The organism is Paucibacter sediminis, assembly GCF_030254645.1.
GTDB lineage: Bacteria > Pseudomonadota > Gammaproteobacteria > Burkholderiales > Burkholderiaceae_C > Paucibacter_B > Paucibacter_B sediminis.
Window position 1 is genome coordinate 4,721,340 of record NZ_CP116346.1, and the last position, 23,069, is coordinate 4,744,408.

The window sequence follows — 23,069 nt, forward strand, 5'->3', positions numbered from 1 at the left end:
CAAGTCGGTGGCTTACGCGCCTGAGATTCAATGTTTTCTACGCAACACATCTACACGACAACGAGTCTCGTGCAACGTAACCTGTTGATTTATATCGAACCTATGGAGAGGACCCTAATCCTCCTCTCCACCACCATCACCATCGTCGGCAGCTCAGCGCTGCCGGCGCGCGTCCAGGCTCCAATCGCCCGGGCCCCAGGCGGCCAGGATCAGCAGGCCGCCCACCACACCGACGTTCTTGAAGAACAGCAACTGCGGGATCATCTGCTGGCCCTCGGGCGCGGCCCAGAAGGCGTGGAAGAATACCGAGGCGGCGAGCGTGAACAGCGCCAGCACCAGTGCCGCCCAGCGCGTGCCCAGGCCCAGGATCAGGGCCAGTGCACCGACAATCTCCACCACCAGGGCCAGGGCGGCGCTCACCTGGGGCATCGGCAGGCCCACCGAGGCGATATAGCCCACCGTGCCGGCAAAGCCGCCAAGCTTGGCGAGGCCCGCGGGCAGGAACAGGCAGGCGAGCAGCAGGCGACCCAGCAGGGTGGCCAGGTTTTGCATGGGCTGTGCGGGCATGGCGGGCTCCAAAAGCGTTGAAAGCGTTGGGTTGGATGGATGGATCGATGCAATCCGCCCCGAATGTAGCGCCCCTGCGCCGCCGCGCAAACGCCGTGTTTCACTGGTGTAATGCGGCGCCATGAATCCGCAGCCCGAGATCGACAGCAACGCGCGCCCCGCGCCCCTGAGCTTCTGGGCCGCACTGGGCTTCTGGCTCAAGCTGGGTTTCATCAGCTTCGGCGGCCCGGCCGGCCAGATCGCGGTGATGCATGCCGAGCTGGTGGAGCGGCGCCGCTGGATCAGCGAGCGGCGCTTTCTGCACGCGCTCAACTACTGCATGCTGCTGCCCGGCCCCGAGGCCCAGCAGCTGGCCACCTATATCGGCTGGCTGCTGCACCGCGGCTGGGGTGGCATCGTCGCGGGCGGCCTGTTCGTGCTGCCCTCGCTGTTCATCCTGGTGGGGCTGTCCTGGCTCTACATGGCACATGGGCAGCTGCCGCTGGTGGCGGGCATCTTCTATGGCCTCAAGCCCGCCGTCACCGCGCTGGTGCTGCATGCCGCCCATCGCATCGGCACGCGCGCGCTGAAGAACGGCTGGCTATGGGCGATTGCGGGCGCGGCCTTCGTCGCCATCTTTGCGCTCGATGCGCCCTTCCCGCTGATCGTGCTCGGCGCGGCGCTGCTCGGCCATCTGGGTGGCCGGTACGCGCCGGCGCTGTTCACGCCGGGCGGCGCGCATGGCCAGGCCCGGCCGCAAGGCCATGGGCCAGCCCTGATCGACGACCACAGCCCCACCCCGCCCCATGCCCTCTTCAGCCGCGCCCGGCTGGCCCGCGTGCTGCTGCTGGGCCTGGGCCTGTGGGCGCTGGTGTTCGGCCTGTTGCTGGCACGTTGGGGCTGGCAGGGCACGCTGACGCAGATGGGCTGGTTCTTCACCAAGGCGGCGCTGCTGACCTTTGGCGGCGCCTATGCGGTGCTGCCCTATGTCTACCAGGGCGCGGTGGAACAGCAGCAATGGCTCAGCGGCGCGCAGATGATCGACGGCCTGGCGCTGGGCGAGACCACCCCCGGCCCGCTCATCATGGTGGTGGCCTTTGTCGGTTTCGTGGGCGGCTGGGTCAAGCAGGTCTGCGGGCCCGACGCCCTCTTGCTAGGCGGTGCGCTGGCCGCCAGCGTGGTCACCTTCTTCACCTTCCTGCCCTCCTTCGTGTTCATCTTCGCCGGCGCGCCCCTGATCGAATCCACCCATGGCAATCTGAAGTTCACCGCGCCGCTCACCGCCATCACCGCCGCGGTGGTGGGCGTGATCCTCAACCTGGCGCTGTTCTTCGCCTTCCACGTGCTGTGGCCGCGCGGTTTTGGCGGCCCCTTCGACTGGGTCTCGGCCCTGATCGCATTGGCGGCCAGCGTCGCGCTGTTCCGCTTCAAGCTGGGCGTGCTGCCGCTGCTGGCGGCCTGCGCCGGCGCCGGGCTGCTGCTCAAATTGTGGTCGGCGCAATGATCAGCCGTCTCAACCGTCGATAGGCACGCCCCCGGTCCAGCGGCACATCCAGCCCTCCCACCAATCCTGGCCGACGGCACGCATCGCGTCCTGCCAGATCAGCATGGCCTGCCATTGCGCGGCCTGCAGCTTGAGCAGGTCCTGCATCCAGCCGGCGCCATCGGGCAGGGCTGGGGCCGCGGCCGGACGGTGCGGCGCGGCGTCGGGTGTTCTCGTCTTCGTCATGATTGCTCCCCAGCGGCTGCTGCGCTTATCGAGCCAATGTAGGCCGCCGCCCAGACCGGCCGTTGACGCAGCGCAATCCCTCAGCGTTCGCCCAGAAAGCGCAGCCCGTCCAGCAGCGGCCGCGCTTCGGCCGCCTCCATGGGCGTGAGCCAGTACTCGCGCAGCGACCAGAACACCCAGCCCTCCAGCCGCAGCACCCGCACCTCGCCGGCGCGTGCCTGCAGGCGCAGCTGGTAGCTGCCGCCCTGCCATTGCAGGCGCAGCAGCTGCTCGCCGGGCGGCAGCTGCAGACGCACCACGCTGCGCGGCAGCGTGGCCAGCGGCGCGCCCGCGCCGGCGCTCACGCTGACCGGCTTGATGTCGTCGCTCCAATGCTGCCGCAGGATGTAGACGGTGCTGCCCGGCCCCATGGGCGCGAGCGCGCGCGCCTGCGCCGCACGCGCCGGCTCCACCGGCGGCGCGTCCACGCACACCAGGCGCCGCGGCTTGAGCTGCTGCTGGCATATGCGGCCCGGCGGCGGCGCTACCGTCGGCTCCGGCAGCGTCGCGCAGCCCGCCAGCATCACCGCTGCCAGCCCGAGCGCGGCGGCGCGCCTAGTCATGCTCGAGGCCCCAGATCAGATGGGCGTCGATGAGCAGGCGGTGGCGCGCGCGCAGCGCCTGCACGCGCGCCTCCTGCTCGGCGCGCTGCGCCTCCAGCCATTGGCGGCGCGCCAGCAGCAGCGCCTGCAGCTCGCCCTCACCCAGGGCATAGGCTTTTTGCAGCATCGCGGCGCTCTCGCCCGCCAGACCGGCCGCCTGCGCAGCCAGCTGCCAGCGCGTCAGGGCCGCATCCCATTCGGCCACGCCGCCGGCCAGCTCAAGCTCCAGCGCCTCGCGCTCGCGCGCCAGCGCGGCGCGTGCCACCTCCACCTCGGCCAGGGCCTGCTGCAGGCGCGCCTCGCGGTAGGCACCGCCCAGCGGCAGGCTCAGGCTGATGCCCACCACGCGCTCGTTGCGGAAGGCCTCGGAGGCGGTGTAGAGGCCCAGCGTGGGGTCGGGCCGCTTGTCGGCACGCGCGCGCGCCGCCTCCAGCTCGGCACGCTGCAGCAGGCCCTCGGCGGTGCGCAGCAGGTCGGACTCGGCCAGGATGCGCGGCGCCCAGTCCAGCGCCGGTGTCGCGATGGCGGCCGGATCGGCCAGCACCGGCGCTTCAGGGGGCAGATGGGCCGGCAGCTCGGCAAAGCGGCGCTGCAGGCGCAGGCGCGCGAGCGCGAGGCGGCTGGCGGCGGCGCTGCGCTGACGCTGCAGCTCGGCCAGCTCGCTGCGCGCCAGACCCTGCTCCAGGCGCGCGGCATCGCCGGCGCGCAGGCGCTTGCCCACCACCTGCAGATTCGCCTCGCCCAGCGCCAGCTGCTGCTGCGCCAGCGCCTGCGCGGCACTCGCGGCCTGCCAGTCCAGCCAGAGCTCGGCCAGGGCGCGCGCCGCCTCGTGGCGCGCCTCGCCCAGGCGGGCGCGGGCGATGTCCTGGTCCAGCTCGCCAAGCCGGCGGTCCAGCGCCGCCTTGCCGCCCAGGCGCAGGGTGCGCTCGAGGCCCAGGCTCCATTCCTGCGAGCTACCCAGCTCGCGCACGCGGCGACGCTGGCCACTGGCCTTGAGCAGCCACTCGTGCGAGGAGGCCGCGAGCGCGGCCGCGCCATGGCCGGCGCTGCCCAGCGCGGCCTGGGCCTGCAGCACCATCGGGTCGCGCTCCAGCCAGGCCGCGGCCTGCGCGGTATCCGGCAGGCCCGCCGGCGTGGGCTGGGCCTGCACCTGTGCCCACGCGCGCAGCGGCAGCGCCAGGCCCCAACACATCAACAGGGAGATCAACAGGGCACGCATCAGAACTCTCCTTCCATCACCAGGGCATGGGCCCAGAAGCGCAGGCCCGTGCCGGCGAATTCCTCGCGCAGCCGGGTGCGCAGCACCTGCAGCTCCTCCGCACTCAGGAGCACCTGCACCTGCACCGAGCGGCTGCGCCCCATCACCTGTTCGGTGGGGCTGAGCCGGCCATGCGGCGTGCCGTGGCTGAAGGTGGGGCTGCTGGTGAAGAGCTCGTCGCCCACATGCAGCAGCAGCGCATCGAGCAGCTTTTCTTCCACCGAGGGTGGGCAGATCAGGGTCAGGCAGTACTCAGCCATGGGCGGCCTCCTTGGCGCTCGCGGGCGCGCTCGGCGCGGCAAAGCGCAGATACAGAATGGGCAGCAGGATCAGCGTCAGCGCGGTGGCGCTGATGAGCCCGCCGATCACCACGATGGCCAGCGGCCGCTGGATTTCCGAACCCGGCCCGCTGGCGAACAGCAGCGGGATCAGGCCGAAGGCGGTGATGGCCGCCGTCATCAGCACCGGCCGCAGGCGGCGCTCGGCGCCCTGCAGCACGCAGTCGCGCAGGCTCAGGCCCTCGGCCTGCAGCTGGTTGAAATAGCTCAGCAGCACCACGCCGTTCAGCACCGCGATGCCCAGCAGCGCGATGAAGCCCACCGAGGCCGGCACCGAGAGGTACTCGCCGCTGAGCCACAGCGCCGCCACCCCGCCCACCAGTGCGAAGGGGATGTTGCTGAGCACCAGCAGGGCCTGGCGCACCGAGCCGAAGGTGGAGAACAGGATCAGGAAGATGAAGCCCAGCGAGAGCGGCACCACCAGGCTCAGGCGCGCCGCGGCGCGCTGCTGGTTCTCGAACTGCCCGCCCCAGCTGAGGCGGTAGCCGGCCGGCAGCGGCACGGCCTCGGCCACGCGTGCCTTGGCCTCCTCCACAAAGCCCACCAGATCGCGCCCGCTGACATTGGCGATCACCACGCCGTAGCGGCTGCCAAGCTCGCGCTCGATCTTCACCGGGCCCGATTCGCGCGCCAGCGTGGCCAGGGCCTGCAAGGGCACCGCCAGGCCCTCGCGGGTGGTGATGCGCAGGGCCGCGAACTCGGCCGGCGAGACGCGCAGCAGATCCGGGCCGCGCAGCAGGATGGGGGTGCGGCGGTTGCCCTCCAGCACCTGGCCCACGCGCAGGCCCTCCACCTGCACGCGCAGCGCATCCTGCACCTCCTCCACCGTGAGGCCATGGCGGCCCGCCTCCAGGCGATCGACGCGCACGCGCAGGTACTGCACGCCGTCGTTCTCCACTGTGTAGACGTCCTGGCTGCCGGGCACGCGCTTGAGCGCCGCCTCGATGCGCTGGCTGAGCGTGTTGAGCGTCGCCAGATCGGGCCCGAACACCTTCACCGCGAGATCGCCGCGCACGCCGATGATCATCTCGGAGACGCGCATCTCGATCGGCTGGGTGAAGCTGTAGCTGATGCCGGGGATCTGGTCCAGCTGGCTGCGGATGCGCGCGATCAGCGCCTCCTTGTCGGCCAGCTGCCATTCGGCGCGCGGCTTCAGCACCAGGAAGCTGTCGGTCTGGTTCAGCCCCATCGGGTCGAGGCCGATCTCGTCGGAGCCGGCGCGCGCCACCACGCCGCGGATCTCGGGGATCTGCATCAGCGCCTGCTGGATCTTGAGGTCCAGCGCCGCGCTCTGCTCCAGGCTGATCGAGGGCAGCTTCTCGATGCCGACGATCAGGTCGCCCTCGTCCATGGCCGGCAGAAAGGTCTTGCCCACCTGGGTGTAGAGCAGGCCGGCCAGCGCCAGCAGCGCCGCGGCCAGGCCAAACACCAGGCGCTGGCGCTGCAGCGCGGCGCGCAGCAGCGGCCGGTACAGGCGCAGCAGCTGGCGCGGCAGCCAGGGTTCCTCGTGCGCCAGCTTCTTCAGCAGCAGCGAGGCCAGCACCGGGATCACGGTGAGCGAGAGCAGCAGCGAACCGGCCAGCGCGAACACGATGGTCAGCGCCACCGGCGCGAAGTACTTGCCCTCCAGGCCCTGCAGGCTCAGCAACGGCAGGAACACGGTGACGATGATGAGCACGCCGGCCACCACCGGCGCGGCCACCTCGTGCACCGCGCGCAGCACGATGTGCAGGCGCGGCAACTTGCCGCCGGCACGCTCGTGCGCGAGCTGCTGCACGATGTTCTCCACCACCACCACGGCGGCATCCACCAGCATGCCAAGCGCGATCGCCAGCCCGCCCAGGCTCATCAGATTGGCCGACATGCCGGCCACCCGCATCAGCACAAAGGTCCACAGCGCCGCCAGCGGCAGCACCAGGGCCACCACGATGGCGGCGCGCAGATTGCCCAGGAAGGCGCCCAGCAGCAGCAGCACCAGCAGGGTGGCCTCGATGAGCGCCTTGGAGACCGTGCCCACCGCCTTCTGCACCAGCTCGGCGCGGTTGTAGAACACCTGCACGCGCACACCCGGCGGCAGGCTGGGCCGCAGCTCGGCCAGCTTGCGCTCCACGCCCTCCACCACCTGCTGGGCATTCGCGCCTGCCAGGCCCAGCACCAGGCCCTCCACCGCCTCGGCGCGGCCGCTCTGCGTGACCACGCCGTTGCGCGTCACGCTGCCCTCGCGCACCTCGGCCAGGTCGCCCAGACGCAAGATACTGCCGGCCTTGCGGGCCACCACCACGGCGCGCAGATCGGCAAGGCTCTGGATGCTGCCCTCGCTGCGCACCAGCAGCACCTCGTCGCCCTCGGTCAGGCGGCCGGCGCCGTCATTGCGGTTGTTGGCGGCGATGGCCGCCTGCACGTCGGCGCTGCCGAGGCCCAGCGCGGCCAGCTTGGCCGGGTCGGGCAGCACCTCGAAGGCGCGCAGCTTGCCGCCCAGCACGTTCACATCGGCCACGCCGGGCACGGTGCGCAGCGCCGGGCGTATCACCCAGTCCAGCAGGCTGCGGCGCGCCTCCAGCGAGAGCTCGGGCGCCTCCACGGTGAACTGGAACATCTCGCCCAGCGGCGTGGTGATGGGCGCCATGCCGCCGCTCACGCCGGGCGGTAGCTCGGCCTGGATGGTAGCCAGGCGTTCGGCCACCTGCTGGCGCGCCCAGTAGACATCGGTGCCGTCCTGGAAGTCCACCGTCACGTCCACCAGGCCGTACTTGGACACCGAGCGCAGCATGCGCTGCTGCGGGATGCCCAGCATCTCCACCTCGATGGGCGCGGCGATGCGGGTCTCCACTTCCTCGGGCGTCATGCCCGCGGCCTTCATGATGATCTTGACCTGGGTGCTGGAGACGTCCGGGAAGGCGTCGATCGGCAGCTGGCGGAAGGCGTACCAGCCGCCACCCGCCAGCAGCGCCGTGGCCAGCAGCACGAAGAGGCGCTGCGCCAGGGCGAACTGAACCATCTGCTTGAGCATCTCACTGCCCTCCGCTCTTGCCCTGCCAGGCGGCCTTCAGCGCCACCACGGCGCTGGCCGCCACCTGCTGGCCGGCCTGCAAGGGGCCGCGCACCTGCACGCTGTCGCCGCCGCTGGCGAGCAGCTGCACCGGCGTGGCACGGAAGCCCTGCTCGCTGCGCACGAACACATAGGCCTGCTCGTCCTGGCGCGCCAGCGCCGCCAGCGGCAGCACCCAGGCGTCCTTGGCTGCGGCGGCGGGCAGCTGTACCTGCAGCACCTCGCCCGGGCGCAGCAGCGCCGCGCCCTCGCTGACGCGCGCCCGCAGCGTGAGCGTCTGGCCCTCGCTGACCTGGCCGGCCAGCGAGAGCACGCGTGCCTTGATGGCACGGCCCGGCACCGTCAGTTCGGCCCGGGGCGGCAGGGCCGCGGGCCGGGCGTCCAGCTGCACCTCCAGCCACAGCTCGCCCTGCTCGGCGATGTGCAGCAAGGCATCGGCCTCGCGCACGCGCTGGCCGGGTCTGAGCTCGAGCGCCGTCAGCTGCCCCGCCACCTTGGCACGCAGGGTCAGGCCTTGCTCCAGCGGCCCGCCGGCGCGCAGGCGCTGCATGAGGGCCGCGTCGGCACCGGCCAGGCGCAGCGCGGCCTCGGCCTGCTGCAGGCGGGCGCGCTCGCTGCGCTCGGCCGCCTGCGCCTCCAGCACGCGGCGCTCGGCGATCACGCCCTCCTCCAGCAGCCGCTGCTCGCGCGCCAGCGCCTTGGCGGCCAGCTCATGCCGGCTGGCGGCGTCCATCAGGCGCAGCTGCAGCTCGGCGTACTCCGGGCTGGCCAGGCGCAGCAGGGGCTGGCCGGGCCTGACAAGCTCCTGCCCGCTCACGAACAGGCGCTCCACCACGCCACCCACCGGGGCGCTGAGCACCTGCTCGCGCCCGGGCGGCAGCACCACCTTGGCGCTGTGCAGCAGCGTCGGTGCGGCGGCGTTGGGCGCCAGCGTGTGCAGGCGCACGCCCAGGGTCTGCAGCTGGGCGGGCGAGACCGCGAATGCGGCCGCCAGCGCGGGCTCTGCGCTCGCCGCGCAGCCAGCCGCGGCGAGCAAAAGGGGCAGGAAGGAATGGCCGGCGCGCAGGGCTGCGCGCGCGATCGGATCAACGATCATGCGTGATGACTCCGTATGAGAGGAAACGAGACGGGAACGGCGGCCGCGCCGGCGCTCCGCCGGGCAGGCCGCAATCAGGCCAGCATCAGGCGCGTGGGGGACGTTCCAGGCTGCGCAGCGGCGGCAGCTGGATGGCGGTGCGCTGCGGCTCGGCGGGCGCGCACAGGCTGGCGGACAGCAGTGGCAGATCGAAGTCCATCAGCAGGCTCGGCGCATGCACGCAGGCATCGTCCAGCGCATGCTGCTGCGAGGCCTTGGACTTGTCCTTGTGCACCGAGCCATCGCGGTCGTGGTGATGGCTCTCCAGCTTGAGAAAATGCAACTGGGCATTCAGCTGGCTGTCGCCGCGCGTCAGCAGCACGCCCACACCGGCGGCCGCCAATGCCTGCCAGCACAGGCACAACATCAGCAGCAGGTGAAGAACAGGCTTGAAGCGCATGGGCGCCAGTCTAACGCAGCAGGCTTGCGGCAGCGCAAGGCAAAAGCCCTGCATGACGCCCCGCCTTCAGCGGCGCTTAATCCGCAGGTAGCAGGCGGTAGCCCTCGCCGCGCACGGTCTCGATGCGCGTCAGCAGCAGCTTGCGGCGCAGACTGTGCACATGCACGTCGATCGCATTGCTTTCCAGGTCCTGGCCCCAGCGGTAGAGCTGGGCGAGGATCTGGTCGCGCGTGCACAGCGCGCCGGCGGGCGCCATCAGCAGCGCCAGCAGATCGAACTCGCGGCTCGTCAGCCCGAGCGCGCGGCCCTGCTCGAAGGCGCAGCGGCCCTGGGCGTCCAGCACCAGCGCCCCCGCCAGCAGGGCCGATGCCAGATTGCCACGGCCGCCCAGCACCATGGCCTGCAGGCGCGCCGCCAGCTGCGCCGCGTCGACCGGCCGCAACGCATAGGAATGGGCGGGCAGCGCGCTGCGCAACAGCGGCGCGAGCTCGGCCGCCGCGCAGCACACCAGCAGATGCGGGCGCTCCACCGGCGAGGTGCCGCGCACCAGTTGCTCGGGCTCGCACCAGGCGGCGCCGGCGTAGTCCAGCACCAGCGCGTCGAAGGCCTGGGTCTGCAAGGTCTGCTGCAGCGCGGCGGCATCGGCCACCAGCGCCGGCCGCCAGCCACGCTCCACCAGCAGCTGCATCAGCCGGGTCTGCAGCGCGGGGTCGTCCAGCGCCAGCAGGGCGCGAAAGGCGTGCGCGCTATCGGGGGCGCGGGAGGGTAAGGCTTGCTTCACCTCGCCAGCCTTGCCGCGCCGGCTTAAGCCCAGATGAAGCGCGCGCGGCCGGCCGCGCTTCATGTCTGCTTAATGCACTTTCAAGAGCATGGATGTAAGCGGAGGTTGCCAGCTCGGGCAGGCGCAACAAGCGCTTACCGCCTTAATGATGAAGCGCGGCCGCCTGCGCAGACTGCGCCCCAACCAGGCTGGCCAAGCGCCCAAGCCATCAAGAACAAGTCGTCGGGAATCGATGTCCAACACGCTCTCATCCATGCATGTCGCGGCCACCAGGCCGGCCAGCCGGCAGCGGCCCTGGTGGGCCGAGGCCCTGCTCTACCTGGGCATTGCCGCGCTGGTGGCGGCGGCCTGGCTGGCGGTGCGGGCGCTGGATCTGCGCGCCGCCTCGGAGCGCGGCTACTGGCTGGGCGTGGCGGGCGGCTGCATGATGCTGCTGCTGTTTGCCTACCCCTTGCGCAAGCGCCTGCGCCTGATGGCGCGCTGGGGCGCGGCCAAGTGGTGGTTCGCGGTGCACATGGTGCTGGGCATAGGCGGGCCCTGGCTGGTGCTGGTGCACTCGGGCTTCCAGATCGGTTCGCTGAACGCCGGCGTGGCGCTCTACAGCATGCTGATCGTGGCGGGCAGCGGCGTGGTCGGGCGCTTTCTCTATCTGCGCATCCACCGCGGCCTCAGCGGCGAGCGCCAGAGCCTGGCCCAGCTGCAGCGGAGCCTGGGCCTGCAGCACGACGGCCTGCATTCGGCGCTGGGCTTCTCGCCCCTGCTGGAGCGCAGCCTGCTGCGTTTCGAGACCTATGCCCTGGCCGGCCAGGGCAGCCTGCGTCAGCATCTGCGCGCCTACACCCTGCTGCCGCTGCGCCATGCCGCCACGCGCGAGCGCTGCCTGCGCGCGCTGCGCCCGGCGCTGCGCAAGCAGGCGGGGCTGCAGGGTTGGGACGAGGCGACGCGGCGGCGCCAGCACCGGCTGCTGCGCCAGACGGTGATCGGCTATCTGCAGGCGGTACAGCGGGTGGCGCAGTTCCAGGCCGCGGTGCGGCTGTTCTCGCTCTGGCATGTGCTGCATGTGCCCTTCGTCTACCTGATGGTGATTTGCGCCGTGGCGCATGTCATCGCGGTGCACGCGTACTGAGATGTTGCATGGGCGTCCCCAGTGCACTCGGGCCCAGGCATGAGGCTGCTGCGCGCCTGCCTCATCTGGCTGTGCCTGTGCACGGGCATGGTGCCGGCCTGGGCGCAGAGCATGGAATCGGTGCTCTCGCCCGGCGCGCTCAGCAAGGCCCACCTGAAATGGGAAGACAGCTGCAAGAGCTGCCATGTGCCCTTCGACCGCAAGGCGCAGGACAAGCTCTGCGCCGACTGCCACAAGGACATCGCGCGCGACCTGGCCGAACGCAGCGGCATGCATGGCCGCATCAAGCCGCAGCCCTGCCGCGCCTGCCACACCGAACACCGGGGGCGTGAGATGCAGATCGCCGCCTTCGACAAGCCCAAGTTCGACCACCAACAGACCGACTACCTGCTGCGCGGCAGGCACCGCGAACTGGACTGCGCCAAATGCCATGCGCCCGCCGCCAAGTACAGCGCGGCGCCGCATGACTGCCAGTCCTGCCACCGCAAGGATGATGTGCACAAGGCCGCCCTGGGCGCCAAGTGCGAGAACTGCCACGAGGAGAAGAGCTGGAAGGAAACGCGCTTCGATCACGGCAAGACCCGCTACCCGCTCACCGGCGCCCACCTGCCGGCGCGCTGCGAGTCCTGCCACAAGACGCGTGAATACAAGGACACCCCGCAAACCTGCATCGGCTGCCACCGCAAGGACGACAAGCACAAGGCGCAGTTCGGTGAGAAGTGCGAGAGCTGTCATGCCACCCAGCGCTGGAAGGAGGTGAGCTTCCGCCACGAGCTCGACACACGCTACCCGCTGCGCGACAAGCACCGGGACCTGCGCTGCAGCGCCTGCCACGGCGGCCCGCTCTACAAGGACAAGCTCGCCAGCGACTGCGTGAGCTGCCACCGCAAGGACGACAAGCACAAGGCCAGCCTGGGCACGCAGTGCCAGAGCTGCCACAGCGAGCGCGGCTGGAAGGAAGTGCAGCGCTTCGACCACGACCGCAGCGCCTTTCCCCTGCTGGGCCGGCATGCGAGGGCGGGCTGCAAGGACTGCCACCAGAGTCTGGTCTATCGCGAGGCGCCCAAGGACTGCGTGGCCTGCCACCGCAAGGACGACCAGCATGCTGGCTCATTGGGCGAGCGCTGCGCCGACTGCCACAGCGAGCAGGACTGGAAGGCGCCGCGCTTCGAGCACGCACGCACGCGCTTTGCCCTGCGTGGTGCGCACGCCGCGCCCACGCTCGCCTGCAGCGCCTGCCACCAGGATGCGCGCCATTTCCGCGCCACGGCCATGGACTGCATCAGCTGCCACCGCAAGGACGACAAGCACGAACGCCAGCTTGGCGAGCAATGCGAGAGCTGCCACGCCGAGCTGCGCTGGAAGGACAGCCGCTTCGACCACGCCAAGGCGCGCTTTGCGCTGGCGGGTGCGCATCTGGCACTGGAATGCAAGGCCTGCCACCAAAGCCCGCGCTTCCGCGACGCGGCGCGCGACTGCGTGGGCTGCCACCTCAAGGACGACCGGCACAAGGCCCGCCTGGGCAGCGCCTGCGAGAGCTGCCACAACGTGCGCGCCTGGCGGCTCTGGCGTTTCGATCACGAGCGCCAGACCGACTACAAGCTGCTGGGCGCGCATGCAAAGCTGCGCTGCGAGAGCTGCCACACCCAGCCCGCACCGGCGGGCCGGAAGAAAACGGCAGCACTGCAGCGCGAATGCGTCGCCTGCCATGCCAAGGACGATGCGCACGACCGCGGCTTCGGCCTGCGTTGTGAGCAATGCCACCAAGCCACGCAATGGAAGCAGGTGCTCAACAGCACGGCACGAGGAGGATCGCCATGAGAGCCCTGTTGCGCCATTTCCTGCTGACGGTGTTGCTGTGCACCTTGGGCTGGGCCCTGGCCGCCCCCGGCAAGGATTTCGACCATCTGCGCACCGGCTTCGCGCTCAGCGGCTCGCACCAGAACCAGCGCTGCGAGAGCTGCCACATCGGTGGCGTGTTCAAGGGCACGCCGCGCGATTGCGAGTCCTGCCACACCAGCGGCGCGCGCTTTGCGCGCACCAACACCGTCAAGCCGAGCGCGCACATCCCCACCCAGCAGGCCTGCGACAGCTGCCATTCCACGCGCAGCTTCAGCGGTGCGCGCATGGACCACAGCGGCGTGGCCAAGGGCAGCTGCCAGAGCTGCCACAACGGCAGCCAGGCCGGTGGCAAGCCGGCCGATCACCTCAGCACCAGTGCGGCCTGTGACAGCTGCCACCGCAGCAGCGCCTGGAAGCCGGCCGCCAACTTCAACCATGCCGGCGTGGCGGCCGGCAGCTGCGCCAACTGCCACGCCGCGCTCAAGCCCGCCACCGCGGTGCACGCGGGCCAGACCGTCTGCGACAACTGCCACAAGAGCACCAGCAGCTGGGCCGGCGCCAAGGTGGAGCACGGTAGCTTCAACGCCAGCACCAACTGCGCCGGCTGTCACAACGGCAGCGCCGCCAGCGGCAAGCCCGGCAGCCATATGCCGGTGGGCAGCGCCAACTGCGGCAGCTGCCACGGCAGCAACGGCTGGAAGCCCAGCAAGTGGAACCACAGCCAGCTCGCCGTGGCCAACCAATGCGCGAGCTGCCACAGCGGCGCCTTCCCGCCGGCCGATGGCAAACCGGCCACCCACACGCCCTACCAGAACGTCAGCGCGCTGGCCTCGGCCAATTGCGACAGCTGCCACAAGGCCGGCTACGCCAGCTGGACGCCCGCCAAGCTGCATGCCAGCGTGAGCGTGAGCAGCCAGTGCAGCAGCTGCCACGCCAGCAGCAAGCCAAACACCGCCGTGCACAGTGGCCAGACCGTCTGCGAGAACTGCCACAAGAGCACCAGCAGCTGGGCCGGCGCCAAGGTCGATCACAGCGGCTTCAGCGTCGCGACGAACTGCAGCAGCTGCCACAACGGCACGGCGGCCACCGGCAAGAGCGCCAATCACATCCCGGTGGCGGCCACCAACTGCATCGCCTGCCACGGCACCAGCGGCTGGAAACCGACGAAGTGGAACCACAGCCAGCTCACCGTGGCCAACCAGTGCAGCAGCTGCCACAGCGGCGCCTTCCCGCCCGCCGATGGCAAGTCGGCCGCGCACACGCCCTACCAGCTGGTGGCCACGATCGCCGCCAGCAACTGCGACAGTTGCCACAAGGCCGGCTATGCGAGCTGGACGCCCGCCAGGCTGCATGCCAGCGTGGCCGTGAGCAGCCAGTGCAGCAGCTGCCACGCCAGCAGCAAGCCCAGCACCGCCGTGCACAGCGGCCAGACCGTCTGCGAGAACTGCCACAAGAGCACCAGCAGTTGGGCCGGCGCCAAGGTCGACCACAGCGGCTTCAGCGTCGCGACGAATTGCAGCAGCTGCCACAACGGCACGGCCGCCACCGGCAAGAGCGCCAATCACATCCCGGTGGCCGCCACCAACTGCATCGCCTGCCACGGCACCAGCGGCTGGAAGCCGACGAAGTGGAACCACACCCAGCTGACGGTGGTGAACCAGTGCGCGAGCTGCCACAGCGGCGCCTATCCACCGGCCGATGGCAAGCCCGCGGCGCACACGCCCTACCAGCTGGTGGCCACGATCGCGGCCAGCAACTGCGACGGCTGCCACAAGGCCGGCTACGCGAGCTGGACACCGGCCAAGCTGCACAGCAGCGTGAGCGTGAGCGGCCAATGCAGCAGCTGCCACCTCAGCAACCGCCCGGCCACCGCGGTGCACGCGGGCCAGACCGTCTGCGAAAACTGCCACAAGAGCACCAGTGCCTGGACGGGCGCCAAGGTGGACCACAGCGGCTTCACTGTGGCCACCAACTGCTCAAGCTGCCACAACGGCAGCGCCGCCACCGGCAAGAGCGCCAATCACATCTCGGTGGCCGCCACCAACTGCATCGCCTGCCACAGCACGGCCGGCTGGAAGCCGACGAAGTGGAACCACACCCAGGTGACGGTGGTGAACCAGTGCGCGAGCTGCCACAGCGGCGCCTACCCGCCCGCCGATGGCAAGCCCGCGGCGCACACGCCCTACCAGCTGGTGGCCACGATCGCCGCCAGCAACTGCGACAGTTGCCACAAGGCCGGGTATGCGAGCTGGACGCCGGCCCGCCTGCACAGCAGCGTCAGCGTGAGCAGCCAATGCAGCAGCTGCCACCTCAGCAACCGCCCGGCCACCGCGGTGCACGCGGGCCAGACCGTCTGCGAGAACTGCCACAAGAGCACCAGCAGCTGGGCCGGTGCCAAGGTGGACCACAGCGGCTTCACGGTGGCCACCAACTGTTCAAGCTGCCACAACGGCACGGCCGCCACCGGCAAGCCGGTCAACCACATCCCCGTGCAGACCACCAACTGCATTGCCTGTCACGGCACCAGCGGCTGGAAACCGACGAAGTGGAACCACACCCAGATCGCGGTGCTGGACTGCGCCAGCTGCCACAACGGCAGCTACCCGCCGGCCGATGGCAAGCCGGCCCAGCACATCCCCTACCAGGCGCTCACCGGCGTGCTGGCGAGCAACTGCAACAGCTGCCACAAGGGCGGCTACGCCAGCTGGGCCAACGGCAAGCTGCACAGCAGCGTGACGGTGACCGGCCAGTGCAAGCAATGCCACAACGGCAGCTACCTCTCGCAGGGCGCCGTGGCCAAGCCCAGCAACCACATCCCCGAGTCGCAGCTGCTGAACGGCGCGGCGCTGGAGTGCAACGCCTGCCACACCAGTACCACCGCCTGGAGCCAGCGCATGAATCACAACGCCAGCATGGGCAGCGGCGCGGGCTGGTGCAAGGCCTGCCACGCCAGCGGCACCAGCTACCTGGGCAGCATGGAGCGCAAGGCCCTGACCCACCGCACCAAAACGCCCGTGCCTACGGACTGCTCCGAATCCGGCTGCCACCGCCCGCTGGGCAACAAGGGCGCGGCCTACACCAAATGGGACTGATGAAAGCTGCCACGAAAATCAAGAAAAAGGGGCCGCGCCTGCTGGCGCTGCACCTCGCACTGCTTGCCGCGGCCGCCCAGGCCCAGCTGGTGGACGATGTGGAGATACGCCGCGAGGGCGAGGACGCGGTGCTGCAGGTGCGCTTCGTCACCCCGGTGCAGCTGCTGCGCAGCCTGAGCGCCCGCAGCGGCGATCTGGGCCAGGTCTACTACGACCTGCTGCCGACGCGCGAGCCGCTCAATCTCGCCATCAGCTCCGAGCGCCGCCTGCCGGCCGGCGCCCGCAGCCCGCTGCTGATACTCACCGACGAAGCCGCCGGCGGGGCCGAACGCAGCCGCAAGCTGGTGCTGCGCTTCAGCGCCAACACGCCCTTCGTGGCGCGCAGCACCCAGGGCGGCCGCAGCATCGAGCTGGTGCTGCGCGGCCAGGGTGCGGCGCTGGCCGGCGCCGGCACGCCGACCGCCGCCATGCCCTCCCCCACGCCCACCCCCACGCCCACCCCCATGCCCGCTCCCGGCCCGCAAGCCCAGGGCAAGGCCGAGGCCCTGCTGGCGGCGGCGCGCCAGGCCATCGCGGCCGGCGAGCATCAGCAGGCCATCAACCAGCTCGACGAGCTGCTGGCCCTGCCGCCCAGCAGCGCCACGCAGGAGGCCCAGGAGCTGATCGCCCAGGCGCGCTGGCGCCAGGGCGACCCTGAGCGCGCACGCGCCGAGTACGAGCTCTACCTCAGGCTCTACCCGCAGGGCGCGGGCGCCGACCGTGCCCGCGAGGCCTTGCTCACCCTGGCCCCGCCGGCGCCGCAGGTGGTGGAGGCCGGTGCGCAGCCCGCCGTCACCACCACGCTGAGCGGTTCGCTCGCGAGCTTCTACTACGGCGGCCAGTCCAAGATCCGCACCCAGGACTTCCAGGACTCGCCGCTCAGCGGCCTGCCCGAGCTGGTGTCCGATGCCACCCTTTCCAACACCGACCAGAAGCAGCTGATCTCCAGCGTGGACATCAACTGGCGCCGCCGCGATGCCGACAGCGACCTGCGTCTGGTGCTGCGCGACAGCTACAGCGCCGACCTGCTGCGCAGCGCCAAGAGCAAGAACAAGCTCTCGGCCCTCTATGCCGACTACCGCCTGCAGAGCCAGGGCCTCAGCCTGCGCCTGGGCCGGCAGTCGCCCACCGGCGCCGGCGTGATGGGGCGCTTCGACGGCGCACAGCTCGGTTACCGCTTCAGCCCCAAGTGGCGCGTCAATGCGGTGGCGGGCCGGCCCTCGGACAGCCTGCTGCAGAGCCAGCGCCATTTTTACGGTGCCTCGCTGGATGCCGACGAACTCGCCAAGGGCCTGGGCGGCAGCGTCTACCTGATCGAGCAGCGCATCGATGGCGAGATCGACCGCCGCGGTGTGGGCAGCGAACTGCGCTTTCTCGCCGGCAATCTCTCCGCCTCCGGCATGCTGGACTACGACACCCAGCTGCGCGGCCTCAACGTCGCCTCGCTGCAGGCCACCTGGACCTCGGAGCAGAACATGGTGGTCAACGCGCTCTACGACCGCCGCTCCACCCCCATGCTGATGCTGGGCAACAGCCTGTTCTTCCAGAACCCGGTGCTGGGCGTGCAGGCCTCGCGCCTGGCCGAGCTGCTGGCCAGCCAGAGCCTGGCCCTGCTGCGCCAGCAGGTGCGCGACACCACCGCCTACAGCACCCAGGCGATGCTGAGCGTGACGCGGCCCATCAGCACCAACTGGCAGCTCGGCGCCGACCTGCGCCTGACCAATGTCGGCGCCCTGCTGCCGGTGCCCGACATCCTGCCCAATGGCCAGCCCGGCACCGGCAATATCTGGAGCAGCGGCCTGCAGCTGATCGGCACCAATCTCTACTCGGCGCGCGACACCCATGTGCTGGTGCTGAGCCTGCTGAAGGGCCTCAGCTACACCGGCAAGCTGCTGTCCTACAACAACTCCTCCAGCATCGGCGGCGGCTGGCAGCTGGAGCCAGCGCTGCGCTACTACCTGCAGAACGACAGCAACGGCACGCGCAGCCAGCGCTGGGCCCCCGGCCTGCGCGTCACCTACCGCGCCAGCAGCAAGCTGGCGCTGGAATCCGAGCTGAGCATGGAGTTCAGCGACGTCAGCGGCCCGAACCGCAACGAGTCCTCGAACCGCTCGTTCTGGTACTTCGGCCTGCGCTACGACCTCTGAGGCATCGATGACGGACAACATCGCCAACACCACCACCCAGCTGCAGCAGCTCGACGCGCTGGCCCAGGCCGGCGTACTGAGCGCCAGCGCGCACCAGGCCGCGCGCAGCGCGCTCGAGCAGGCCATGCTCGGCGCCCTGCTGGGCCAGACGCCCGCCCAGAGCCGCCGCGCCGGCCTGGCCACGCGCTGGCTCTGGGGCCTGGCGGGCGCGGGCCTGCTGGGCGCCGCCGCGCTGGCCTATGCCTTGACAACGCTGGACGGCGGCGGCCCTGCCCCAGCCCCCAGCGCCGCCGCCCCGGGCACGCCCGCCAGCGCGCCGCATGCATTGGGCGACCAGCAGATGCTGGCGATGGTGCAGGGCCTGGCCGAGCGCCTCCGGGCCAGGCCCGACGACGCCGCCGGCTGGGCCATGCTGGCGCGCTCCTACGCCACCCTGGGTCGCCATGCCGAGGCCCTGCCGGCCTATGTGAAGGCGCTGGCCCTGAGCCCCGACGATGCCGGCCTGAAGGCCGACTATGCCGCCGCACTGACGCGCCAGGCCGCGCTGGGCGGCGCCAAGCCCTGAGTCAGGGCCGATCAGGCGCTGCCGTGCTTGGTCTGGAAGGCGATGCCCATCTGCTGCAGCAAGGGGATGGGTAGCACGCCGCCGGCGCACACGATCACCGCATCGTTGGGGCGCTGCAGCTCGCCGCTCGCGCCGCGCAGGCGCACGGCCTCGGGCGCGATCTCCAGCAGTTCGCTGCCCAGCAGCAGCTCCAGCCGGCCGGCCTCGGCGGCCTGCTGCAGGGCGCGCCGGTTCTTCTCCTTGACGCGGTTGAAGGCGGCGCCGCGGTAGCTCAGCGCCACCGTGGTGGCGGGCTGCTCGGCCAGCGCCAGCGCCGCCTCCAGCGCGCTGTCGCCGCCGCCCACCACCAGCACGCGCTGGCCGCGGTATTGCTCGGCATCCACCAGGCGGTACACCACCTTGGGCAGCTCCTCGCCGGCCACCGCCAGCTTGCGCGGCGAGCCACGCCGGCCGATCGCCAGCAGCACCGAGCGCGCCGCGTGGCTGCCGGCATTGGTGTGCACCACGAAGCCGTCGCCGCGGCGCTCGACGCGCTCCATGCGCTCGCGGAAATGCAGGCTGAGGCCGGTCTTCTCGACCACGCCATGCCAGAACTCCAGCAGCTTTTCCTTGGACACCTCGCTCATGCGCACCGTGCCCACCAGGGCCAGCTTGACCGGGGCCGTCATCGCGATCTTGTTGCGCGGGTAGTGGTAGACCGCGCCGCCGAGCGAATCCTCCTGCTCGATCAGGCGATAGCGCAGGCCATGCTGCATGGCCGCCAGGCCGGCCGAGATGCCGGCGGGCCCGGCACCGACGATCACCACATCCAGCTCAGCGGGCCCGGCGCGGCGCTGGCGCAGCGCCTCGACGGCCTGGCGACCCTGTTCGGTGGCCTTGCGTATCAGGCCCATGCCGCCAAGCTCGCCGGCGATGAAGATGCCCGGCACATTGCTCTCGAACTGCGGCGTGATGCTGGGGATGTCGACGCCGCGCCGCTCGGTGCCGAACACCAACGAGATCGCCTCCACCGGGCAGGCCGCGTGGCAGGCGCCATGGCCGATGCAGGCCGAGGCATTGATGAGGGTGGCGCGCCCGCCCACGATGCCCAGCGCACCCTCCGGGCAGGCCGTGGCGCAGCCGCCCGAGCCGATGCAGCGTGCCGGGTCCACCACCGGATGCAGCGAGGGCGGCTCGTTGAGCCCGGCTTCTTGCGCCTGCTGGTGCGCCTGGGCGGCGCCACGCTCGCGCCGGCCGCGCAGCCACAGGTGCAGGCCGACCGCGCCGGCGGCGAGCGTGCCATAGATCAGGAGGTGGTCCGGCTGCATGGGGGTGTCTGCGTGGGGCCTGCGTTTATGCCGCGGCAAGCTGAAGCCAGGCTGAAGCCGGCGCCCGGCGCGGGATGCTACCGTCGAGCCTGCGATCACCACACCATCATGCGCCTGCTGCTGCTTGAAGACGACGAAATCCTGGGCGAGGGCCTGCGCGACTTCCTGCGCCTGGAAGGCCATGTGGTGGACTGGTTCACCCGCCTGCTGGATGCCCAGACGGTCATCAGCGAGCCCTACGACGCGCTGCTGGTGGACTGGCAGCTGCCCGACGGCTCGGGGGTCGAATGGATACGCGGCCTGCGCGCGCGCGGCGTCACCACGCCCAGCCTGGTGCTGACGGCGCGCGACCTGCTGAGCGACCGCATCAAGGGCCTAGACAGCGGCGCCGACGACTATCTCGTCAAGCCCTTCGCGCCCGAGGAGCTGGCCGCCCGCCTGCGCGCGGTGCGCCGCCGCAGCGCGGCCCAGGGGGCGCCGCGCATGCGCATCGGCGCGGTCGAGATCGACAGCAGCGCCAAGGCGGTCTACCGCGAGGGCCAGCGCGTGGAGCTGACCGCGCGCGAATGGGCGCTGCTGGATGCGCTCTCCGCGCGCGCCGGCCGGGTGGTCTCCAAGCCCGACCTGGACGCGCTGGTGAGCGGCTTCGAGGGCGAGGTGTCCAGCAATGTGCTGGAGGTGCATGTGTTCAATCTGCGCCGCAAGCTGGGCCGCGAGCTGATCCAGACGGTGCGCGGTCTCGGCTACCGCATCGGCACATGAGCCCGCCGCCCTCGCTGCGCCACGAGCTGGCGCGCATCCTCACCCTCACCAGCCTGGGCTGGCTGGCAGCGGTGTTCCTGGTGGTGGCACTGAGCGTGCGCCACGAGGTCGACGACCTGCTGGACAACACCTTGCAGGAATCGGCCGAGATGCTTTACGGCATGCTGGTGCTGCACCACCACGACATGCCGCGCGGCGCCGGCGTCACCATGCCGGCGCCGCCGCACGAGGAGAGCCTGGTGTGGCAGATCGTCGATGCGCGCCAGCAGGTGGTGCTGCGCTCGCACCGCGCGCCCACCACGCCGCTGCTGCCGGCCTTCAAGCCGGGCTTCAGCGATGCCGAGGCGCACAGCCGCGTCTATGCGATGGCGCTGCCGCAGGACCAGGAGGTGCTCTACGTCGGCCAGCCCGGGCCGGACCGCATCGAATCGCGCTACGAGGCGATCGGCCTGGTGGGCGCCAGCGCCCTGCTGGTGGGCCTGGGTTGCGCGCTGTGGCTGCGCCGGCGCGTGCGCCAGGCCATGCTGCCGCTGCAGGAGCTCTCGCAGCAGGTGCAGGCCTACGACCCCACACGTGCCGCCACCGATCTGCCGCCGCCGGCGCGGCAGGAATTCGTCGAGGTGCGCGCCGCCATCATGGAGCTGGGCCAGCGCCTGGCGCGCCGCCTGGCCAGCGAGCAGGCCTTCGCCGCGCATGCCGCCCATGCGCTGCGCACGCCGCTGGCCGGCATGGAGGCACAGCTGGCGATCGCGCTGAAGGAGGCCTCCAGCGCCGGCCGCCCGCGCCTGGAGCGCACGCGCGAGGCGGTGCACCGGCTCAAGCGCGTGGTCAGCTCGCTGCTGCTGCTGTTCCGCAGCGAGGGCGAGCTGCAGGTGCAGGACATCAGCCTGGCCAGCCTGGTGCCGCATCTCGCGCCGGAGGCGCTGCAGGTCGAGGTGCAGCAGCAGGGCCCGCTGCGCGCGGACCCGAACCTGCTGGCGGCCGCCCTCGCCAATCTGTTCGAGAACTGCCGCCGCTATGGCGCCAGCCGCTGCGTGCTGCGCTGCGAGCCCGACGGCGCGGCCCAGGTACTGACCCTGCTGGACGACGGCCCCGGCCTGAGCGCCGAGCGGCGCGCCGCACTCGGCGCCCAGCTGGCGCAGGCCGACAGCGAGACCGGCCTGGGCCTGCGCCTCGCCGCGCTGGTGGCGGGCGCCCATCAGGGCCGGCTGCTGCTGTGCCCCGGCGGCCTGGGCGCTCAGGGCTTCGGCGTGAGCCTGCGGCTGTGGGACAGCGCCGCCCCGCCCTCGCCCGGCAAGGCCTGAGCCAGCTCGCGCGCCAGCTGCAGCGCCAGGCCGGCGGCCGGCGAAAGGCTGCGGCCGCGCAACCAGATCGCATGCATGGCGATCGCCATCGCCGGCGCGGCCCCGCCCATGTGCAGCCGCTTCAAGCCCTTGAACTCGGCCGCCACCGCATGCGGTAGCAGCACCAGGGTGTCGCTGTCGCGCGCCAGGCGCGCCAGCGTCGTCATGTCATCGCACTCCAGCTTAAGCGGCAGCGCCTGCGTGGCGCCCAGGCCGAAGGCGGCACGCAGCATCTCGCGTAGCGGCGGCGAGGCCGCGACGGTGGCGATGCCGGCCTCCAGCACCATCGCCACGCTGAGCTCGCGCTTGCGCGCCAACGCATGCGTGGGCCGGCAATAGATGCCGCCATGGATGGGCCCGAGCGCCTCGGTCTGCAGGCGCGCATCGGCCGGCAGCATGCGCGGGTCGGCCAGGAAGAAATCGATCTGCTCGGCATGCAGCAGGGCCAGCAGGCTGTCGGCATGGCCGCTGCGCACGCGCGTCACCACCCGCGGTTGCTGGCGCTGCAGCGCCACCAGCAGGGGCGGCACGATGGTGGCGGCCGGCACCGGCCCGGCGCCGAAGTTCAGCTCGCCCAGCAAGCCCTCGCGCAGCAGCTCCAGGTCGCGCTTGAAGCAATGCTGGTCGAACAGCAGCTGGCGTGCGCGCTCCACCACCACCTTGCCGGCCGGCGTGAGCTGGGCGCCGCGCGGGCCGCGGTCGAACAGGCGCAGGCCGAGCTTGGCCTCCAGCGCCTGGATGCTGCGGCTGAAGGCCGCCTGGCTCAGATGCACCCGCTCGGCCGCGACGACGAAGCGGCCACAGTCGGCCAGGGCGATCAGGTGCTGCAGCTGGCGCGGATCCATTATGTGTTTGGCGCAATGAATGCCGATTCATTATGCATTGGACATCCGGCCGGACTGGCCCGAAGCTGCGCCAGCGCACCCACCGGAGATGCCCTTGAAGAACCGCCCAACTACCACTGTCGCA

General features: G+C 71.1%; 19 protein-coding genes. 8 read left to right on the forward strand and 11 right to left on the reverse strand.

Going from position 1 to position 23,069, the window contains the following annotated elements:
- Positions 1-153: 153 nt before the first annotated feature.
- On the reverse strand, positions 154-567 hold the full coding sequence (locus PFX98_RS21930) for a DoxX family protein (RefSeq protein ID WP_285232599.1): 414 nt from the start codon (positions 565-567) through the stop codon (positions 154-156).
- A gap of 121 nt (positions 568-688) precedes the next feature.
- Here PFX98_RS21930 and chrA point away from each other — a divergent pair, with 121 nt between their 5' ends.
- Complete coding sequence (chrA, locus tag PFX98_RS21935; RefSeq protein WP_285232600.1) at positions 689-2,050, forward strand: chromate efflux transporter; 1,362 nt, start codon at positions 689-691, stop codon at positions 2,048-2,050.
- A 9-nt stretch (positions 2,051-2,059) separates the two neighbouring features.
- On the opposite strand, the gene PFX98_RS21940 is transcribed toward chrA, so the two are convergent.
- The 8 genes from PFX98_RS21940 to PFX98_RS21975 form a co-directional block, all read right to left on the reverse strand.
- Positions 2,060-2,275 carry a hypothetical protein gene (locus PFX98_RS21940; protein ID WP_285232601.1) on the reverse strand — a complete coding sequence of 72 codons (216 nt, stop codon included), beginning with the start codon at positions 2,273-2,275 and terminating at the stop codon, positions 2,060-2,062.
- Between the two features lie 80 nt (positions 2,276-2,355).
- Positions 2,356-2,877, reverse strand: a complete 522-nt coding sequence (locus PFX98_RS21945; protein ID WP_285232602.1) for a hypothetical protein — start codon at positions 2,875-2,877, stop codon at positions 2,356-2,358.
- Complete coding sequence (locus PFX98_RS21950) at positions 2,870-4,135, reverse strand: TolC family protein (protein ID WP_285232603.1); 1,266 nt, start codon at positions 4,133-4,135, stop codon at positions 2,870-2,872. The genes PFX98_RS21945 and PFX98_RS21950 overlap by 8 nt, the downstream gene beginning before the upstream one ends.
- Positions 4,135-4,434 carry a DUF3240 family protein gene (locus PFX98_RS21955; protein ID WP_285232604.1) on the reverse strand — a complete coding sequence of 100 codons (300 nt, stop codon included), beginning with the start codon at positions 4,432-4,434 and terminating at the stop codon, positions 4,135-4,137. The genes PFX98_RS21950 and PFX98_RS21955 overlap by 1 nt, the downstream gene beginning before the upstream one ends.
- Positions 4,427-7,522 carry an efflux RND transporter permease subunit gene (locus tag PFX98_RS21960; protein WP_285232605.1) on the reverse strand — a complete coding sequence of 1,032 codons (3,096 nt, stop codon included), beginning with the start codon at positions 7,520-7,522 and terminating at the stop codon, positions 4,427-4,429. The genes PFX98_RS21955 and PFX98_RS21960 overlap by 8 nt, the downstream gene beginning before the upstream one ends.
- Position 7,523: 1 nt before the next feature.
- Positions 7,524-8,657, reverse strand: coding sequence for an efflux RND transporter periplasmic adaptor subunit (locus tag PFX98_RS21965; protein ID WP_285232606.1), 1,134 nt, complete (start codon positions 8,655-8,657; stop codon positions 7,524-7,526).
- An 85-nt stretch (positions 8,658-8,742) separates the two neighbouring features.
- A complete protein-coding gene (locus PFX98_RS21970) occupies positions 8,743-9,096 on the reverse strand; it encodes a hypothetical protein (protein WP_285232607.1) in 354 nt (117 codons plus the stop codon).
- Positions 9,097-9,172: 76 nt separating this feature from the next.
- Positions 9,173-9,877 carry a winged helix-turn-helix transcriptional regulator gene (locus PFX98_RS21975; RefSeq protein ID WP_285232608.1) on the reverse strand — a complete coding sequence of 235 codons (705 nt, stop codon included), beginning with the start codon at positions 9,875-9,877 and terminating at the stop codon, positions 9,173-9,175.
- A 253-nt stretch (positions 9,878-10,130) separates the two neighbouring features.
- Here PFX98_RS21975 and PFX98_RS21980 point away from each other — a divergent pair, with 253 nt between their 5' ends.
- The 5 genes from PFX98_RS21980 to PFX98_RS22000 are packed head-to-tail and all read left to right on the forward strand — an operon-like array spanning position 10,131 to position 18,688.
- Entirely contained in the window at positions 10,131-11,003 is an 873-nt protein-coding gene (locus tag PFX98_RS21980; RefSeq protein WP_285232609.1) for a hypothetical protein, read from the forward strand.
- Between the two features lie 39 nt (positions 11,004-11,042).
- A complete protein-coding gene (locus tag PFX98_RS21985) occupies positions 11,043-12,824 on the forward strand; it encodes a cytochrome c3 family protein (protein WP_285232610.1) in 1,782 nt (593 codons plus the stop codon).
- Positions 12,821-15,937 carry a cytochrome c3 family protein gene (locus tag PFX98_RS21990; protein WP_285232611.1) on the forward strand — a complete coding sequence of 1,039 codons (3,117 nt, stop codon included), beginning with the start codon at positions 12,821-12,823 and terminating at the stop codon, positions 15,935-15,937. The genes PFX98_RS21985 and PFX98_RS21990 overlap by 4 nt, the downstream gene beginning before the upstream one ends.
- A complete protein-coding gene (locus PFX98_RS21995) occupies positions 15,937-18,123 on the forward strand; it encodes a tetratricopeptide repeat protein (RefSeq protein WP_285232612.1) in 2,187 nt (728 codons plus the stop codon). Before PFX98_RS21990 ends, PFX98_RS21995 begins: the two co-directional genes overlap by 1 nt.
- 7 nt (positions 18,124-18,130) lie before the next feature.
- Positions 18,131-18,688 carry a tetratricopeptide repeat protein gene (locus PFX98_RS22000; RefSeq protein ID WP_285232613.1) on the forward strand — a complete coding sequence of 186 codons (558 nt, stop codon included), beginning with the start codon at positions 18,131-18,133 and terminating at the stop codon, positions 18,686-18,688.
- Positions 18,689-18,699: 11 nt separating this feature from the next.
- Here PFX98_RS22000 and PFX98_RS22005 read toward each other — a convergent pair whose 3' ends face one another.
- A complete protein-coding gene (locus PFX98_RS22005; protein ID WP_285232614.1) occupies positions 18,700-19,995 on the reverse strand; it encodes an NAD(P)-binding domain-containing protein in 1,296 nt (431 codons plus the stop codon).
- A gap of 108 nt (positions 19,996-20,103) precedes the next feature.
- Here PFX98_RS22005 and PFX98_RS22010 point away from each other — a divergent pair, with 108 nt between their 5' ends.
- Entirely contained in the window at positions 20,104-20,757 is a 654-nt protein-coding gene (locus PFX98_RS22010; RefSeq protein ID WP_285232615.1) for a response regulator transcription factor, read from the forward strand.
- Positions 20,754-22,061, forward strand: coding sequence for a sensor histidine kinase (locus PFX98_RS22015; protein WP_285232616.1), 1,308 nt, complete (start codon positions 20,754-20,756; stop codon positions 22,059-22,061). Before PFX98_RS22010 ends, PFX98_RS22015 begins: the two co-directional genes overlap by 4 nt.
- On the opposite strand, the gene PFX98_RS22020 is transcribed toward PFX98_RS22015, so the two are convergent.
- On the reverse strand, positions 21,995-22,945 hold the full coding sequence (locus PFX98_RS22020; RefSeq protein ID WP_285232617.1) for a LysR family transcriptional regulator: 951 nt from the start codon (positions 22,943-22,945) through the stop codon (positions 21,995-21,997). The genes PFX98_RS22015 and PFX98_RS22020 overlap by 67 nt on opposite strands.
- Positions 22,946-23,069 lie beyond the last annotated feature (124 nt).

Coding starts and splice junctions, on each gene's coding strand:
- PFX98_RS21930 (WP_285232599.1), bottom strand. CDS start 567: ATGCCCGCACAGCCCATGCAAAACCTGGCCACCCTGCTGGGTCGCCTG.
- chrA (WP_285232600.1), top strand. CDS start 689: ATGAATCCGCAGCCCGAGATCGACAGCAACGCGCGCCCCGCGCCCCTG.
- PFX98_RS21940 (WP_285232601.1), bottom strand. CDS start 2,275: ATGACGAAGACGAGAACACCCGACGCCGCGCCGCACCGTCCGGCCGCG.
- PFX98_RS21945 (WP_285232602.1), bottom strand. CDS start 2,877: ATGACTAGGCGCGCCGCCGCGCTCGGGCTGGCAGCGGTGATGCTGGCG.
- PFX98_RS21950 (WP_285232603.1), bottom strand. CDS start 4,135: ATGCGTGCCCTGTTGATCTCCCTGTTGATGTGTTGGGGCCTGGCGCTG.
- PFX98_RS21955 (WP_285232604.1), bottom strand. CDS start 4,434: ATGGCTGAGTACTGCCTGACCCTGATCTGCCCACCCTCGGTGGAAGAA.
- PFX98_RS21960 (WP_285232605.1), bottom strand. CDS start 7,522: ATGCTCAAGCAGATGGTTCAGTTCGCCCTGGCGCAGCGCCTCTTCGTG.
- PFX98_RS21965 (WP_285232606.1), bottom strand. CDS start 8,657: ATGATCGTTGATCCGATCGCGCGCGCAGCCCTGCGCGCCGGCCATTCC.
- PFX98_RS21970 (WP_285232607.1), bottom strand. CDS start 9,096: ATGCGCTTCAAGCCTGTTCTTCACCTGCTGCTGATGTTGTGCCTGTGC.
- PFX98_RS21980 (WP_285232609.1), top strand. CDS start 10,131: ATGCATGTCGCGGCCACCAGGCCGGCCAGCCGGCAGCGGCCCTGGTGG.
- PFX98_RS21985 (WP_285232610.1), top strand. CDS start 11,043: ATGAGGCTGCTGCGCGCCTGCCTCATCTGGCTGTGCCTGTGCACGGGC.
- PFX98_RS21990 (WP_285232611.1), top strand. CDS start 12,821: ATGAGAGCCCTGTTGCGCCATTTCCTGCTGACGGTGTTGCTGTGCACC.
- PFX98_RS21995 (WP_285232612.1), top strand. CDS start 15,937: ATGAAAGCTGCCACGAAAATCAAGAAAAAGGGGCCGCGCCTGCTGGCG.
- PFX98_RS22000 (WP_285232613.1), top strand. CDS start 18,131: ATGACGGACAACATCGCCAACACCACCACCCAGCTGCAGCAGCTCGAC.
- PFX98_RS22005 (WP_285232614.1), bottom strand. CDS start 19,995: ATGCAGCCGGACCACCTCCTGATCTATGGCACGCTCGCCGCCGGCGCG.
- PFX98_RS22010 (WP_285232615.1), top strand. CDS start 20,104: ATGCGCCTGCTGCTGCTTGAAGACGACGAAATCCTGGGCGAGGGCCTG.
- PFX98_RS22015 (WP_285232616.1), top strand. CDS start 20,754: ATGAGCCCGCCGCCCTCGCTGCGCCACGAGCTGGCGCGCATCCTCACC.
- PFX98_RS22020 (WP_285232617.1), bottom strand. CDS start 22,945: ATGGATCCGCGCCAGCTGCAGCACCTGATCGCCCTGGCCGACTGTGGC.